The organism is Mesorhizobium sp. M1142, from assembly GCF_040318565.1.
In the GTDB taxonomy this organism is placed as follows: Bacteria; Pseudomonadota; Alphaproteobacteria; order Rhizobiales; family Rhizobiaceae; genus Mesorhizobium.
In genome coordinates, this window is sequence record NZ_JAMYMK010000019.1 from 52,612 (window position 1) to 67,969 (window position 15,358).

A 15,358-nucleotide genomic window follows, 5' to 3' on the forward strand; every position below is an offset into this window, starting at 1 on the left:
CGAAGCTTCGGTCCGTCGCGCGTCCGCACGAGCAGGATCGCCGCTATTTGACGCCCACGCTTTCAGGCCAGAGGACCTGGATTTCCTTTGGCAGCGCATCCCGCACCTTTGCCGACTGGCCAAGGTCGATATGCCGTGCAAGCACACGCAGCACCGAGCGTGCCGCATCCTCGGGATCGACAGCACGGGTCGATTTCAATTCATCGGCGATGTGTTGCAGGAACTCCTCGAGCGAGCGTGTCTTGTCGGGCATGTCGGCGGGCCGATAGCGATCATAGTAGGCGCCCCGCACGAGCAGCGGCAGTTCCGCTCCCAATTTGGCTGCCAGTCCGACCTGCAGCCTGTGCCGAAGGGTTCGCAGAACGGCGCCCAACGTATGCCAGGCGACGTGTCGATCCGGACCAAGATCCACCATGATCTCGTCTAGCCAGATGTTTGTTATTTGCAGCGTTTTGTCAAAAACGTCCAAGCCGGTCGCGCTCATCGTCGCCTCCTCGAAAGGTTCTGCGGGCGAAACGGCGACCGGAGATAATTGTTTCGCGGTCCTGTGAAAATCGCCTGGCAAAGCGGCGGAAAGCGGTTCGGTCGGAGAGCCTGTCGGGGGTTGGTCTGCTCGACACTCTGCATCTGCCGGATTTCGGCGATCTGTCGGAACTGGCCGTTTTCCACCACGTTGAGTGCAGTCACCGCGGCCAGATTGTCGCCTTTCATTCCACCGTACGGTCTCGCGATAGGCGATTCCCTTGAAACGGATATCGCGCACTGCCGCTAGAACGTTGCACCGGCTCGGATGTCCCTTGGATACAGTGCTGGCGTCTTTGATCGCGGCAAGAAGAAGACAGGCCGAATTCGTGGGCGTTCACGGCATAATTGCCGATCGGTCCGAAGCGCGCTGCATAGCGCGCGGCAAACTCGGCCGAACCGCCACCCTGCCCGGTTCGGGCGTGGCGGAAAGCACGAGAACGCCTTGGCCAACACTGAGCTTGCGCTTATCGGTTCCGAACGCCGTCAGCAATGAGACCAGTCCTCACGTTGCCCGAACCCGGCTTTTGCCGGATATCTCTTGACCGATTGAGCGGCCCGCGCCGACAATGGCATTGGGAAGATGGCGGGATGTCGCCCACGGTGTTCGGCACCACTTGGCGAAAGCTGCGAAAGGGTTGTCATGGATTGGAAGCTGGAACTGGTCCCGGTCCCCGTATCGGACGTCGACAATGCCATCGCCTTTTATGTTGGGAAGGTCGGCTTTCACCTCGATCATGATCACACGGTAAGCGACGAGATACGTTTCGTGCAATTGACGCCGCCCGGTTCGGCCTGTTCGATTGCCATGGGCAAAGGCATCGTCGACAGCACCCCGGGATCCATACGGGGTCTGCAGCTGGTTGTGCCCGACATCGATGAGGCACACCGGCACCTGGCCCCCCAAGGCATTGAGGTCAGCGATATCAAGGATTTTCCCTGGGGCAGATTTGTCTTCTTTGAGGATCCTGACGGCAACACATGGTCTGTCCAGCAAATTCCACCTCGCAGCTGAGGCGGCGCGCTGCGGCAGAACGATGCTCGACCCAGACAGCGATGACCAAAAGAAAAGGCCGGACTGTTGAGCCCGGCCAAGCGTGAAGGTCTGTAACCTCCAGAGGGGAACGCGCCGGACGCAATGGGAGGAGACATCCGACGCAATCCGCATATGGGTCTCTACTGGTGACGTTTCAATGACATGCAGTGGACCAATGTCGCTTCGCCATAGAGCCAGGAAGGTAAAGCATTCGAAGGGACCGGTGGATCGCGCCGCCTGGTGGACACAAAGGTCGCCGAATGCAGGCGGCTCCTTGCATAGGGACTTCAGTCTGTAGGCCTGTCGACCAAGGGCCTGCACAGCCGAACTTTGGTCCGAGGCTGCTATCGCAAAAGCCCGAAACGCGAGAGTTTCAGGAACCGAGTTCAGAAGAGCCCCGTTGCGATGCCGACTGTTACAGGAGGCCGCTATGGATTCGAGCGTTCACCAGGCGCGTTGGCTGCTTTTTCCGTTATTTGGCCTGTGTTTCGGGATCGCAGCCATTGGATTTATTGTTGGCTGACGGTGAGAACTCGGCGCCCCCCGCCGAGAGACGCAACGAAGCGAAGGCAAAAGACTTGCGCAGTAAATAGTCCCTTCCTGCGCCAGCGAGACCCACCAGTTACCCTCGTGGGACTGGTGGGTCTTGACCTTACCGATACAAACCATTGTTTTAAGCATCGCACGAATTCGAACAGGAGGCAGCACGAAAGGTCCGTATGATTAAGGGGATTTCCGCCATGCGACTGGCAAGTTCATTGATGACGACCCGGAGACGAAGGACCGGATCTTCGCGAGGACGTCATGTCGGCATTTCTGTAGTCGTTTTGACCTTCGTTCTCGTCGTGAGCCCCTATCGCGTCGTGTTCGACGGACTATCGCAGCCGCTCGGCCGGCTGGCTGCCTGGGCCAAAGACGGCGGGAACGGCAACGGCAATGGCGGGAACGGAAATGGGAATGGGGGCGGCAATTCCGGCAATCCGGGTGGAAACTCCGGCAATTCAAACTCGAATGCCGGAGCCGGCAAGGGCAAAGCAAAGTCGCAGGACGACAATCTCCCTGATCCCGCCGCCGCGGTAACCCCGGGCAGCAGGCCAAAACTCTTTATCAATGCAACCACGGGAGACCGGATCGAGGTGAGTGGGCCGAGCATTGGCGTGGTGCATTCGAACGGCCTCAGCGAGCGCGTTGATAGCGGCCAATATGAAATGCGCGATGCCAAGGGCCGTACCATCATTCGGCGCCTGGCGACGCGTTCCGATCGGGACAGGTTGCTTGAAATGATCAACTGACGGCCAGATCACACAGCCGCCCCGTGAGGCTGTTTCGGCTCAAGCATGATCGCGAACAGGCGAATGCCGGCGCTCAGTCGCATCGCGTAAAGTCATTGCGGCTTCGGTCCTGTTGCTGACGTTGAGCTTGGCCAGGATTCGCGTCATGTGGTGCTTTATCGTTTTCTCATGCAGGTTCAGCCGAAGCCCAATCCGTTTGTTGCTCAGGCCCGCGGCAACCAGCGTCAGGATCTCCCTTTCGCGGCTGGTGAGTTCGGCAAGTCCGTCAACTTTCGCTGGCTCTTTTGATTGAGCCGACAGATCGGCCAGCAGGCGCGCCGACAATTGTGGACAAACATATCGTTCGCCCGAGGCTACCGTGCGCAGGATCGCAGCCAACGTCCTCGACCCGACCCCTTTCAGAACATAGCCTCTCGCCCCGCTCTGCAACGCGGCCATCACATGCTGGTTTTCTTCCGAAACGGTCAGCATCACAATTTTCAGTGCCGAATGCCGTTCCAGGGCCGGTTCGATCACGCCAAGACCACCCCCAGGCACCGAGATGTCCATCAGCAGAATGTCGGGCCGCCGGTCTTCAACTATCCGCAAGGCATCATCCCTGCTGCTTCCTTCGCCGACGATCTCGAACCCGCCGATCTGATCGAGCGTGCGCACAACGCCTTCCCTGAACAGCGGGTGGTCGTCGACGATGGCGAGCTTGATGGATGTCGTCATGTCTGCCCCATTTCAACGATGTTGAGAGCCATTTTCACGATCGTGCCACTTTGTGAGGACGTCACGGTAAACTGGCCCCCTAGGCTTTCCACCCGCTCGCGCAGCCCAACGAGCCCCAGCCCCTCGGGACGCACGATTTGTGGATCAAAGCCGGGGCCGGCGTCGGACACTTCGATACAAACGCGTTCGCCGTCGAAATGTTTCTCGACCGACTGACCTTCACCTCCGGCATGACGGAATCCATTGTTCAGCGTCTCCTGGACGAAGCGGAAGATGCAGATCCTGGCCGCCGGCGACAACGGGGTATGGCCGCCGGTCATCGATAGTCTCACTTTGACGCCGGTTCGTTCTTCGTGCGCCCGTACGGCAAGCTGGAGAATCTCACCCAGTTCGGCATGCTCGATATGCGGCAGGACAAGGCCCTTGCTGATGCTCCTGATCTCGCGCATGGCATCGTCCAAATGTGCTTTGATGGCCCGCAATTCCTGCGCACGCTTCGATTGCGACGTAGCAGGATCGGCAATGACCGGGCTATCGATCCCTAGCGCCGCGAGAGCAACCAGTTGCGCGGGGCCATCGTGCAAGTCCGCGCCGATGCGCCTGAGATAGCGTTCGTTGAGTGCGGTGGCACGCTGCGAAGCGCGCTGCACCCGCAGCCTCAAAAGTCTGTTTTGAGCGAGCAGATCGGAAAGCTCGGCAATGCGCTGCTTCAACGAGCGGCTCTGTGAGCTGATCGTGCGGCTGCCACGGAACACGATTGCCGACAGCCCAAGAAAGAAGGCCGCTGTGACGGCGGCAACGTCCAGCCAGGTTCGAATGAGTGCCTGATGCAGGTTTTTTTCAAAATCAGTGGCGACCTCGTAGAATTCCGAAACGGCCACCACTTCCCCCGACCATGGCTGCAGCACCGGATTGTAAATCTCGAGGAGATGCAAGCCGCTGGCTCTTTCGGCCTCACTGTCTGGATCGTCGAGCCTGTCGAACTCCGAAACCATTTGGCCGGCGAATGCCGCCCGGAGATTGTCGCTGGGTTCAAAGCGCTTGCCGATCAATGTCTTGTCGGTCGAATACAGGATGGTTCCGTCGCGACGCCAGAGCTTGAAGGATTCGAGCCTTGTGCCGAGTGCCCCTTGTCCCAGCGTTTCATCGAGCGCATGGGCTACGCTCTCGTCGAGGACTTCGCTCTTGCGCATATCCGGAAGCAGCGGCGCAATAACGCTGTCCACGTAAAGAGCCGTAGCGGAAGCCGAATTCTGCGTGACCACGGTTTCTATATGGTTCGTGACTGAAATCCCCACCACCACCATGGCCGACAGGGAGAATAGACCACCCGCGAGCAGGAACTGCGTGGCCAGCGACAGCGCGTTCCAGCTGTCGACGAGGCTTGTCAGCCTGTGTGGCCTGGTATTCCGCATGGCCCGCTCGGCAGCACGCCGCGCCAGTGGCGCGATTCTGGAGAGCCGGCTAATCCGCTGTCGAACGTCGCTAAAAGACGCCATCCTAGGTGTGTAACCGATCAATCGCGATGGAACTAGGGCCTGATGAGAGGGCGAACAGCGCATCCGACGCTTTTTTGCGCAAATCGTCTCATTGCGTCGTTCGGTAAAGCTCGGACGCAGCCTGCTTCAGCGCCGCCCGCCCGTCCGGCCTCAGATACATCATGTGCCCGCCTTCCAGCACCTCGCTGCGAATGGGCTTTGCGCCGGCAAGCGAAGGAATTTGACCAAGCAGGTAGCGCGAGCCCATGTACGGCGTCACCAGGTCGCTATAGCCGTTGACGATCAGCACGCCGAGGCTGGGGTTCAGCGTGCGCGCCTGCTGAAGGTCGTCCATGACACCCGCATAGCCCTGACGCGTCGGGCTCGTTCCATAATCCCAATTGCCGCTGACTTCGCGGTTGAGAAGCCGATAGCTGATATCCGTACGGAAGTTCAATTCATCACGCACATAGCCGACGAAAGCGGAGGTAAGCGCCGGCACGCTTCGGTCGAGCACCGGATCGGGACCCTCGACTCCCAGGCTCTCTGGCGCCACGTCCGCCGTTGCGATGTTGCCGTCATAGGCGCTGAGAACATTGCCCTTTGCCCGTGCAAACTCCTTGGCGAACAGCCCTATGGGAATGCGTGCAAAGTGCCGCTGGACGAGATCGAGCGGCAGACCGGTGATTGCGGCGACACGCTGGCTCGCCAGGCCTCCACCCTGCTCCAGCCCACCTGCCAGCGCGGCCAGATATTCGCCGAGCGCATAGCGTTCGACTTCCGCCAGCCGTGCCTGCAGAGCCGGGCCAGAAACGCCTTCGCTGTGCAGGCGCACTGCCGCCAGCGACGGCAGTTCGAGCGCCCAGTGGAGCGGCTGGAACTCGTCCGGACGCACCAGTGTGAATTCGAGGGCCGGCGAAATCAGCACGACGCCGCTCGGGCTGATGCCGATGTCTTCCTGAAGCTTCCTGGCGAGCAATGCTGCTCGAAAGCCGCCATAGCTTTCGCCAGCCAGGAAGACAGGCGATGCCGTACGGTTGGTCTGCGCCAGATAGAGCCGGATAAACGCGCCTATCGACGCAGCGTCCTGGCTGACGCCCCAGAAGCTGTGTGCTTCCGTGCCGGGCGCTTCACGGCTGTAACCGGTTCCGACAGGGTCCACAAAGACCAGGTCGGTCATGTCGAGCCAAGTGTCGGGGTTGTCGAACAGCCTCTGCGGCGGCGGCAGGAAACTTCCATCGGCCGCTGTCGCCAGAACCCGCGGACCGAGCGCGCCCAAATGAAGATAGGCGGAAGCTGCTCCCGGACCGCCATTGAAAACGAAGGTGATCGGGCGACGCGGATCCGGTCCCGTTTCTTTCCCGGCGTGCAGAGCATAGGCGACATAGAAGATCTCGGCGGTGATATCGCCTTTGCCGGACGGTAATGACAGCGTGCCGGCCCTGGCCTCGTAATCGAGCGTGCGTCCGGCAATGACGATCGAATGATCGGAAGTCTGCGGCGGTGGCAGGAGCGAGAGAACCCCGCCGGTGGGCGGCGGCCGCTGGGCCGTCTCCGCGTGACCGACCCCAGTTCCGGCAACCAACAGCAGAAGAGCGAGGGCGATTTCTTGCAGCTTGATAGGCATGACGTCTCCGGAGCAATCGGCAGAAACTAGCACACCGTCGGCCGAACCAAAGTCACAGCACCGTGCGCCAGTACGTCTGACAAGAAGGGGTCGGTTTGGGAAATCCGATGCCCAGGCGGAAGATAGGGCGCGAGGGTCACGGCGGCAGCCTCAACCTCTTGCAGCGGATGCGCGCGGCGGAATGACCTACCAAACGACTTCGTGAATTTTCTGCCGGTTGACTCGATTGGCCCACTTCCTAGGTTGGCATTCGGGGCTCCCGTGCAATCCGAAGTCGGTATGACATCATTCCACACCCGAAAGCTTTCCCTTCTCCTTCTATCGGCAGGCGCCGCCATCCTGTCTTCCTGCGTCATGCCCGACGACACCTCGAGCACCGCGAGGGAAGACGCCACGGCGGCGGCAGCCCGCAAGGAGATGGTCGGCCTTAGCGAGGCGGACGTTCGAATGTGCGCCGGCTTTCCGACCGCCACTGCCGATGTCGGCAAATCCGGCCAGATCTGGACCTATCAGCGGGTCGTTCAACGCGGCAATCTCAACATTGTGGTTCCGACCGTGGCGATTGGCCCGGTCCCTGCGCTCGGAGGTTCCGTCAACGTCGCCCCCGGCGGCTATTGCAACACGCAAATTCGAATGGTTGACGGTCGTGTTGCCGAGGTTGCATACGCCGGCGACAACAACCTGCCGAACAACCGCGATGCGCTCTGTGTCAGCACGGTGGACGCCTGTGTCGCCTATGCCCGTCAGTATCATCCAAGCAGGGCAAGGGGCCGTACAAGATAGCGGAATGAGTCGCATTGCCGCCGACCTAAAATGTCTGGGGTTTCTGGTTTGCCGGCTGATGACTATCCCTGATCTCGATCGAGCATCACCGATTTGAACGGATGTTTCCCGCTCTCAACCGCCGACCCGACTCCATCGCGAATAGTGGAGAAATAGCGGTCGGTTCCGACCTGCCCGCCCTTGAGGGCAATTTCCAGCCCGTCGATCGCCTTTACGCGCGAATGCGCCACACAAAGCGGCGAGCCCGGCGATGCCGGCAGCGGCATTCGCACCGTCAGCGCGTCGACGCCCATCTGGCCAAGTGCATGGCTCGACGTGTCGCCGCCGGCGATGACCACGCGCGGCAGCTTCTCTTGAAGCGTCAGTTCGCGGAGAAGCTCGCCAAGGCCGCGGCCGAGCTTATGGCGGGCGCCTTCCCTGAGATCGATTTCAGCACCGCGGTCGGCCGCAGGTCCGAGCGCGGTGTAGAGGATGACGCTCCGCCCGGCCCGTAGGCTGGAGCGGCCGGTTGCGACCGCGCGCGCAATAGCGTCGTTCGAAGCCTCAGAAACCAGTTCGACCGGGTCGAGCTCGATCCCGTCGAAGCCTTCGGCCAGGGCATGCCGGATCTGTCGTTCCGTCGTCGGCGAGCAGCTCCCCGAGACCACGGCGATCCTGTAGGCAGCGCCCGGCGGCGAAAAGGCGGGTTTGGCATCCACGATTCGGTTCGATGCCCATTCGACCAGCAAGGCATATTCGATGCCCGAAGAGCCGACGACGAAATAACCCCCCGGCTTGCGAGCGCGCCAAATCTCCTTGCCGGCAAGCGCTTGGGTTTCCAGGCTGTCGACATCGACAAGCACGATTCCTGTGCCCTCCTCCACAAGCCGGTCGAATGCTTCCGACCGCGACGCAGACTGCAGCGTCGCCAGGTCGATCAGGCCCGATCTGAGGTCTGTCTGGCGCGACAGGTGGATCAGCAGGTCGGATTCGTCCATCGGCGTGATCGGATGGCGGCTCATCACGGGATGGCGGTCGATGCGGAAATATTTTTCGCGATAGGCCGCGAACAGATGGCCGAAGGCGGTGTAGCGCTTCAGCTGCGGCGCGCCGACCACCAGCGGCACGCCGTCTTGCCGGAAAACCGAGCAGCCGATCTCGATCGCCCGGCCGATGCTGCCGATCGCCGGGCTGGAATCGAAGGTCGAGCAGACCTTGTAGTGGCAGATCTCGGCTTTAAGGGTCTTCAGCCAGGCGAAGGCATCTCGCAGATGCGTGTCCATCCACTGCGGCGTCTCGCTGCGGCTGGTGCCGGCCAGCCCGACGGCACGGCAATGCGCAAACTGCGAAAGCAGCGCCTCGTCCGGCTGGCGCATGAACAGCACGGTCGGCACGCCGCCGAGCTCGAGCGCCTCCATCACGTCGGTCGAGCCGGTCAGGTCGTCGCCATAATAACTCAGAAGCAGGTTCTGCATGGCGTCAGGCCGCCTTGCCGTCGCCGAACTTCTCGATCGACCGCGCCAGCTCGACATGGCTCAAGGCATAATCCGACAACGGAATGTCCTGGACCGCCGCCTGCCAGGCCTGCTGCACGGCGCGCACGCCGGCGCCCGGCCCGTCCGGGTGGCTGACGATGCCACCGCCGCACAGATAGAGAAGATCCACCGTCCGGCCGGTTCGCTGGAACGTTTCAGGCGCCTGCCCGCCCCACTGGCCGGAACCGGCGACCGGCAATGCGCAATCGGCCGGCGAAAAGATCGGCGAGGCCACCGCCTTGAAGGATTCGACGAAGGACCAGTCGGGTTCCCAGTATTTCGAGGCGATGCCGTTGATCTGGAACTGGTCGACGCCGAGCAACCGCCAAAACTGCTGCCAGACCTTGAAATCCATGCCGAGGCCGGGATGGCGGGTGAGAATGTCCCAGCCATTGCGGTGGGCATGGAGCACAAGGCTGGAGCGTTTTCGAAGGTAAGCCATGCCGCCGAAACCGATCGAATTGATGTTGACCACGGCGCAATTGCCGCCGGCCTTTGCCACCAGGTCGTGGTTTCGCATCATCTCGTCGGGATCGGCATGTGAGATGCCGAAGGCATACATGACCTTCTTGCCGGTCTTCTGCTCGTGGTCGAGGATCAGCGGCATGATTGCCCTCACCCGCTCCGACAGCGGTGAATAGGCCGGGCTCATCAGCTTCTCGTCGTCCTTGATGAAATCGACGCCGGCGGCAATCAGCTCTTGCACCATTGCGGCCGTCTCGGGCGGGCGGAGCCCCAGCGCCGGCTTGACGATGGTCCCGATGATCGGACGATCCGCGACACCGGTCAGCCTGCGGCTGCCCGTGACGCCGAATTGCGGGCCCGGATGCGCGCCCCGGTACTCCTCGGGTAGCCTCATGTCGACGATCCGGATACCGGACAGGCCCTTGATCGAAAATGTGCCGCCGATGGCGATGGTCATCAACGCCGACAAATCGGTGCCGATGGCGTCTAGCGGAAACGCGATGTCGACGTCGGCGCGCTTGACCGGGCCATTGCGCGCTTCGGGACCGGTTTCGGGAAGAGACGGCCGATCCGCATCGGGCAGATGCCGTATCGCCAGGACTCGCGCCGCGACCCTGGCCTTGAGCTCTTCGGTCTCGCCGGCCAGCGCGACGAAGGTTCCGGTCGACTGGTCGCTTGCGATCTTGGCCGCCAGCGCCTCGATATTGCCGGGCGTTTCGATGCGATAGGTGAGAACAATCATATTCGCGCGGCCTGCCGGGGTGGTTCGAAAAAGGTTCCTTGGCCCTTGAAATCTGGTATAATGAGTACATAAGCTTTGCAAGCCCTATCCGGCTGGGACGAGCCGGCAGCAGGCGTTCCGGAATTCGCGCCGAAAATGTTAGATAGGGGCCGGTCAAAGGAGTGATTCGCGACGATGAACCGTTCGGAGCCGATCGTCCGGCGCAAGCTTTCCGACGAAGTATTCTTGAGACTGAAGCGCCTGATCACCAGCGGCGAATTGCTGCCGGGTGACGACATGCCATCGGAGCGCGAATTGATGGAGCGCTTCGAGGTCGGCAGGCCGGCGATCCGCGAGGCAATGCAGGCGTTGAGCAATATGGGCCTCGTCGCGATCTCGCATGGCGAACGGGCGAAAGTGCTGCAGCTGACCGCCAAGTCGATCATCAAACAGGTCGACGGCGCCGCCAAGATCATCCTGTCGTCGTCGAAGGACACGCTGGAGCACCTCAAGAACGCGCGTATCTTCTTCGAGCGCGGCATGGTCAGGGAGGCCGCGGAGAAGGCAACCGCCGAGGACGTGCAGCGGTTGCGCGCAACGGTTGCAGAGCAGCGCAGCCATCGTGGCGACTCGGAAGCCTTCATATCCGCCGACATGAAATTCCACACCCAGATCTCGGCAATATCCGGCAACCCGATCTATGTCGCCGTCAGCGAGGCAATGCTTGGCTGGCTAAAGGAATACCACACCGAAATGCTGATCTGGACCGGCAAGGAAAAGTTCACGCTGACCGAGCACGAAGAGATCATCGGACGCATCGAAGCCAAGGATGCGGATGGCGCCGAGAAGGCGATGATCAAGCACCTCGAACGCTCGCGTGCGCTTTACGTGATGAACTCCGGCAGCTGAAAATCAAGAGCAAGGTCCGGACCGGCGTAGCGGCCGGCACCTTGCTCTCGGCCTACTGACTGACCACAGATCAGCCTGAGCCCGGACCGACGCAGTTTTCTGTTGCCCTCTGAATCCGATGTATTTGCCGCGTGTTTTCATTCAACGATTTCAGCATTTGCATCTTCGCAGCCATGGATTTCCGCGGCCCCGCCTTCATCAGCAAGCCCGCATAGGCCCTCCTGGAGCCCGCGCGCTTGTTCTGGAATTGGCAATTCTTGCAAAGACTATGCTAGGCTTGCCATCCACGAGAACGACACTGGAGTACCGCAATGGCTGTCAGGAGCCTCCACGTTGTGATCTGGCTGCCGTCGAATTTCTATTCGGCCGTCGTCTCGACGCTCGTGGAAATGTTTCAGCTTGTGAATGATGTCTGCCGTTCGCAGGTTCTCTCCTGTGAGTTCGTTTCAAGGAGCGCGCCGTCGGCATCAAGCACCGGAATTTCCTTCCCGACAAAAGCTCAACCATCCCGGAAAATGGATGTCCTGATTCTCATTGCCATGCCGGGTGTCGAGATTCCGGAGCTTCTGCGCTCGCTCGACGAGGAGAGTGAACATTCAAAACCGCTGATCGCGCTCGCGCAGCAGCAGGACGCAATCATCGCAGCACATTGCGGCGCGTGTTATCTGCTCGCCAATTCGGGATTATTGGACGGTAAACGCGCGACGATATCCTGGTGGCTGAGAGCCGAGGCAAGCCGCCGGTTTCCGCAAGTGCGATGGGACGCTTCCCGGCTCCTCATTCGCCAGGACCGCCTCTACACATGCGGAGGCGGGTTTTCCGGACTCGAACTCGCCAGGGCTTTGCTGATCGATCTGGGCTTCTCGAAGGAAGAGCGGATCATTCGAAAACTTCTGGTTCTCCCGCCGCCGCGCACATTCCAGAGTCCCTACGAATTTTCCCTCGATGGAATTTCGTACGGAGCCAGCCCATTCGAGGACAAGTTGCGTGAGCTCTCGAAAGACAAGATGTCGGAAATCGATCTGAAATTTCTGGCAACCGAATTGGGCATGTCTTCGCGAACCCTGTCTCGCAGGTTTTTCGACGAACTCCAGACAACGCCGGGAAAATGGATCCAGGAAAGGCGGCTGGAGTTGGCAAGGTCCATGCTTGAGGAAACGAAACTGAGCGTTTCAGAAATTTGCTATCGGGTGGGTTATCAGGACGTCGCCTCGTTCAGCCGTCTTTTTTCCAAGACAACTGGAATGGCACCGGGCGAGTTTCGAAAGCAAATCCGGTGACAACTCGGCAGCGGAGTGCTGCGGCTACACGCAACCGCTACGCAAGTGCGGCTACCCATGAGCCTCGGCAAATGACTTCAGCCGATCCGGACGATTGCGTAGGGTGTCATCACAAGATGGTCTCGGCCCGACGTATCGCGCGGAATCTGGCGTGACAGTCGTCCATTCCAAATCTTGAGAGGGCCCTGATCGGAGCCGAGCCCGGAAACGTCGACCGGAACATCGACCGGGGTAAGGTTCGCCAGCCAGATGATGATCTTGCCTGTCTGGGAGCGGCCGGCAAGTGCCAGCACCCGCCTCTCATCGGTCGTTGTCGCCGCCACATGCGCATGGCCGGCCAGATCGCAAAGTCCTTTCACCGCGTGGAAAATCGGCCGGGGTGTACCGTCTTCGACAGGTTCGCCCGACGAGGCCAGCACGCCGAATGGTCCGGTGAAGCTGCAGAGCGTCAGTATTTCGAGGCCAGCCGGCGCAACACGTGCGGCATAGCCGATCGTCCATGCGGCTCCGAACAGCCCGGTATGGCGAGGGTCGCGGTCGGCCATGGCAATGCGCTGACTGTCGGGATTGGCCTTGGTCGCACCGCCATAGGGGTTCTGGCGCATGGCAATGGTCGACGGCCCGATCCGATAGGGTTTTGGCCCGAAGATCGCCCTCACCGAGGCTGTGATGGAAGGCAGCGCCTCCAACGATTGCATGACGCTGAGATCGTCGGCGGCGTGCACGATCGGGCAGGTGCAATGCGTGACGAAATCGAGCGGATCGGCCGGCACGCGCTTGCGATTGAGTTCGGTGAAATAGCTGAACATGCCGCCGCCGAGGCGGCTGTCGGGAAAGGCGCGCCGCGTCGCGGCATAGACGTCCTCGAGCAGCGGGCAGTGCGGCCACGCGCTGCCCGGTGGCGTCGACTGCCGGTCGACCGAGGGCGAAACGGCAATGGCCGAAAGCTTGAGCCCGGCCTGCCGCACCCTGTCGGCGACGCCTGAAAGCTCGGCGTCGAGATCGCCGTCGCCGGCAATGACACATTCGAGCGTTGTCCGGACCGGATAGGCGGCGGCGAGCCGGGCGTAGGATCGCAAGGCATCGAGCTCGTGGCCGCGCGTCGGGTCATAGTGGAACATCAATTGCTGCGGGCCAAGCTCGGACAGCATCGGCAGCTTGCCCAGCGCCGCCTCGACCTCATCCGGATAGATGATCACGGCGATATCCGGCAGCGCCGGTCCGGCTTGGCCGAGCGTGACACGAATCGGTTCGGCGCTTGCCGCGGCAGCCGGCACTTTCCCGCCACCCTCCATCCGCAAGCTGATGGTCTGGCGGAAGGTCTCGCCGGCAGGCAGCATGTATGACCATGGCAGCGCGAGCGGCCGGACATAGGTCTTGTAGGAGGCATCCGACCAGTTGCGCTGGTCCTCCATCTCGAAAATGTCGCCTTCCATCCGGCATTCAGCGGTGACGCCCGGCCGGACCTCATGGGTGATCGCCCGCAGATCCTTGAAAGGCTGCCAGGGATCGATCAGCTCTGGAAGCCTGGTCGCGACCACGCTGCCATCGGTATGCTCGACCGTGACCGGGCTGCCGGCCAAGCCGGCAATCGGATGCAGGATGCAGAAGCCGCAGCGATTGGTTTCGAAATCGCTGTCGGGAAGAGCGCTCACGTCGAAGACCAATTTACCATCGGCGGAGCCCTTGATGGTGGCGCGGAAGTCGAGCCGGCTGCCGTCCGGTGCCCGGCAATTTGCCGAATAGCTGACGGAAAAAGCCTCGGCATTTTGTTCGATGGCAAGATCGGCCAGTCTCGGCTCGTAGGTGCCCCAGTCGCGATCCCTGACGATGTAGGCGATAGCGCGCAGAACTTCGGTGCCGCCATGCCGAATGGTGCGCAGATTGCCGTTGACGAAGTCCGCCGTCAGCGCGCCGGCTTGCAGCCTGACCGGTTCGGCTTCAACGGCACCTGTGCCGTAGAGGAGGAAGGCGTTGGCTGTCATTTCAGCAAGGCGTCGAGTTGCACCGGCTCCCGGCTTGCGGCGCCGGCGTACGCTGCCTCGACCAGCGCTAATGTTTTAAGGTTGTCCGCGCCGGAGGTCGCGGGCTCGGTTCCGTTGGTCAGGCAATCGACCCAATGTTTTTGAATGGCGACGACGCTTTCCTGGATGTTGTGCCACGGCCGCGATGCCCAGGCCAGCAGCGGCGGCGAGACGTCGCTACCGACCGTCCCGCTCCTGCCGGTGACGGTGAGGCGGTAGCCCTGCGCCAGCCGGATCGTGCCATCCTTGCCGTCGATCTCGATCAGCGTCTCGGGGAACGGCTCTGTCGCGAGCTTGCTGGCGTAGCTGCAGTCGACCACGGAAGTGGCGCCGCCCGTGTGGTCCATCAGCATCGTCGCAACGTCCTCGCCGGTTATGCCGGGATTGACGCGCGCCGTTCGCGCGGTGACCGTCGAGACGTCGCCCAGCAGAAAGCGGGCGATGTCGAGGATATGAATGCCTAGATCCTCAATAATGAAGCGCCTTCCGGTCGCCAGATAGGGCTGGCCGGAAAACACGTCATAAGCCGATCGGAACGAGATCCGTCCGAAGAAGGGGGTGCCGATTTCGCCGCTGTCGAGCACCGCACGCACCGCCTGGATCGGCGACTGCCAGCGAAAATTCTCATGCACCATCAACGGCACGCCGGCGTCGGCGCAGGCTTTCACCATGGCCTTGGCGTCGGCAAGCGACGGCGCGAACGGCTTTTGGCAGATTACCGGAACGCCATACTGCGCCGCCATCTCCACCAGCGTTCTGTGGCTTGGTACGGTGGTAGCGATGTCGACGAAATCCAACCTTTCGCCGGCAAACAGCGCAGCAGCGTCGGTATAGCGCCGCGCGATGCCGAACTGGTCGCCGACCACCCTTAACCGGTCCGGATCGCGGTCGCAGATGGCGGCAATCGAAGCGCTCTCTATGTCGCGCCAGGCATGCATCTGGTTGACGGCAAAGAAGCCGCAGCCGATCAGCGCGCCACGCAGCTCCGCCATG

Annotated in this window: 13 protein-coding genes; 5 read left to right on the top strand and 8 right to left on the bottom strand. The window is 61.4% G+C overall.

Going from position 1 to position 15,358, the window contains the following annotated elements:
* Positions 1-43: 43 nt before the first annotated feature.
* A complete protein-coding gene (locus NKH42_RS25275) occupies positions 44-484 on the bottom strand; it encodes a DUF2267 domain-containing protein (RefSeq protein ID WP_352752681.1) in 441 nt (146 codons plus the stop codon).
* A gap of 681 nt (positions 485-1,165) precedes the next feature.
* Here NKH42_RS25275 and NKH42_RS25280 point away from each other — a divergent pair.
* Entirely contained in the window at positions 1,166-1,537 is a 372-nt protein-coding gene (locus tag NKH42_RS25280) for a VOC family protein (RefSeq protein WP_352974625.1), read from the top strand.
* A gap of 848 nt (positions 1,538-2,385) precedes the next feature.
* Positions 2,386-2,850, top strand: coding sequence for a hypothetical protein (locus NKH42_RS25285; protein ID WP_352689994.1), 465 nt, complete (start codon positions 2,386-2,388; stop codon positions 2,848-2,850).
* 39 nt (positions 2,851-2,889) lie between these two features.
* Here the strand turns inward: NKH42_RS25285 and NKH42_RS25290 are convergent, their stop codons facing one another.
* From NKH42_RS25290 to NKH42_RS25300, 3 genes are all read right to left on the bottom strand, one after another.
* The gene (locus NKH42_RS25290; RefSeq protein WP_352689993.1) at positions 2,890-3,564 is read right to left on the bottom strand and encodes a response regulator; all 675 of its coding nucleotides are present in this window, start codon (positions 3,562-3,564) and stop codon (positions 2,890-2,892) included.
* Positions 3,561-4,979 (bottom strand): sensor histidine kinase, encoded by a 1,419-nt coding sequence (locus NKH42_RS25295; protein WP_352752698.1) that lies wholly within the window; start codon positions 4,977-4,979, stop codon positions 3,561-3,563. Before NKH42_RS25295 ends, NKH42_RS25290 begins: the two co-directional genes overlap by 4 nt.
* A gap of 172 nt (positions 4,980-5,151) precedes the next feature.
* Positions 5,152-6,669, bottom strand: a complete 1,518-nt coding sequence (locus NKH42_RS25300) for a S10 family peptidase (protein ID WP_352689992.1) — start codon at positions 6,667-6,669, stop codon at positions 5,152-5,154.
* A 279-nt stretch (positions 6,670-6,948) separates the two neighbouring features.
* Between NKH42_RS25300 and NKH42_RS25305 the strand changes: the two genes are divergently transcribed.
* Complete coding sequence (locus tag NKH42_RS25305) at positions 6,949-7,452, top strand: hypothetical protein (RefSeq protein ID WP_352689991.1); 504 nt, start codon at positions 6,949-6,951, stop codon at positions 7,450-7,452.
* A 62-nt stretch (positions 7,453-7,514) separates the two neighbouring features.
* Here NKH42_RS25305 and NKH42_RS25310 read toward each other — a convergent pair whose 3' ends face one another.
* A complete protein-coding gene (locus NKH42_RS25310) occupies positions 7,515-8,906 on the bottom strand; it encodes a four-carbon acid sugar kinase family protein (protein WP_352689990.1) in 1,392 nt (463 codons plus the stop codon).
* 4 nt (positions 8,907-8,910) lie between these two features.
* The gene (oiaX, locus tag NKH42_RS25315; protein ID WP_352689989.1) at positions 8,911-10,173 is read right to left on the bottom strand and encodes a 3-oxo-isoapionate-4-phosphate decarboxylase OiaX; all 1,263 of its coding nucleotides are present in this window, start codon (positions 10,171-10,173) and stop codon (positions 8,911-8,913) included.
* A 174-nt stretch (positions 10,174-10,347) separates the two neighbouring features.
* Here oiaX and NKH42_RS25320 point away from each other — a divergent pair, with 174 nt between their 5' ends.
* Both NKH42_RS25320 and NKH42_RS25325 read left to right on the top strand, forming a co-directional pair.
* Positions 10,348-11,061: a transcriptional regulator NanR gene (locus NKH42_RS25320; protein WP_023720267.1), complete on the top strand. Its 714-nt coding sequence runs from the start codon at positions 10,348-10,350 to the stop codon at positions 11,059-11,061.
* A 311-nt stretch (positions 11,062-11,372) separates the two neighbouring features.
* Positions 11,373-12,341 carry a GlxA family transcriptional regulator gene (locus tag NKH42_RS25325; protein ID WP_352689988.1) on the top strand — a complete coding sequence of 323 codons (969 nt, stop codon included), beginning with the start codon at positions 11,373-11,375 and terminating at the stop codon, positions 12,339-12,341.
* A gap of 77 nt (positions 12,342-12,418) precedes the next feature.
* Here the strand turns inward: NKH42_RS25325 and apnL are convergent, their stop codons facing one another.
* Together apnL and NKH42_RS25335 are read right to left on the bottom strand one after the other, a co-directional pair.
* Positions 12,419-14,326 (bottom strand): D-apionate lactonase, encoded by a 1,908-nt coding sequence (gene apnL / locus NKH42_RS25330; protein WP_352506276.1) that lies wholly within the window; start codon positions 14,324-14,326, stop codon positions 12,419-12,421.
* Positions 14,323-15,357, bottom strand: coding sequence for a Gfo/Idh/MocA family protein (locus NKH42_RS25335; protein WP_352506277.1), 1,035 nt, complete (start codon positions 15,355-15,357; stop codon positions 14,323-14,325). The genes apnL and NKH42_RS25335 overlap by 4 nt, the downstream gene beginning before the upstream one ends.
* Position 15,358: the final 1 nt, after the last annotated feature.

Excerpts from the sequence above, each read along its gene's own strand:
- NKH42_RS25275 (WP_352752681.1), bottom strand. The coding sequence starts at position 484 with ATGAGCGCGACCGGCTTGGACGTTTTTGACAAAACGCTGCAAATAACA.
- NKH42_RS25280 (WP_352974625.1), top strand. The coding sequence starts at position 1,166 with ATGGATTGGAAGCTGGAACTGGTCCCGGTCCCCGTATCGGACGTCGAC.
- NKH42_RS25290 (WP_352689993.1), bottom strand. The coding sequence starts at position 3,564 with ATGACGACATCCATCAAGCTCGCCATCGTCGACGACCACCCGCTGTTC.
- NKH42_RS25295 (WP_352752698.1), bottom strand. The coding sequence starts at position 4,979 with ATGCGGAATACCAGGCCACACAGGCTGACAAGCCTCGTCGACAGCTGG.
- NKH42_RS25300 (WP_352689992.1), bottom strand. The coding sequence starts at position 6,669 with ATGCCTATCAAGCTGCAAGAAATCGCCCTCGCTCTTCTGCTGTTGGTT.
- NKH42_RS25305 (WP_352689991.1), top strand. The coding sequence starts at position 6,949 with ATGACATCATTCCACACCCGAAAGCTTTCCCTTCTCCTTCTATCGGCA.
- NKH42_RS25310 (WP_352689990.1), bottom strand. The coding sequence starts at position 8,906 with ATGCAGAACCTGCTTCTGAGTTATTATGGCGACGACCTGACCGGCTCG.
- oiaX (WP_352689989.1), bottom strand. The coding sequence starts at position 10,173 with ATGATTGTTCTCACCTATCGCATCGAAACGCCCGGCAATATCGAGGCG.
- NKH42_RS25320 (WP_023720267.1), top strand. The coding sequence starts at position 10,348 with ATGAACCGTTCGGAGCCGATCGTCCGGCGCAAGCTTTCCGACGAAGTA.
- NKH42_RS25325 (WP_352689988.1), top strand. The coding sequence starts at position 11,373 with ATGGCTGTCAGGAGCCTCCACGTTGTGATCTGGCTGCCGTCGAATTTC.
- apnL (WP_352506276.1), bottom strand. The coding sequence starts at position 14,326 with ATGACAGCCAACGCCTTCCTCCTCTACGGCACAGGTGCCGTTGAAGCC.
- NKH42_RS25335 (WP_352506277.1), bottom strand. The coding sequence starts at position 15,357 with ATGGCGGAGCTGCGTGGCGCGCTGATCGGCTGCGGCTTCTTTGCCGTC.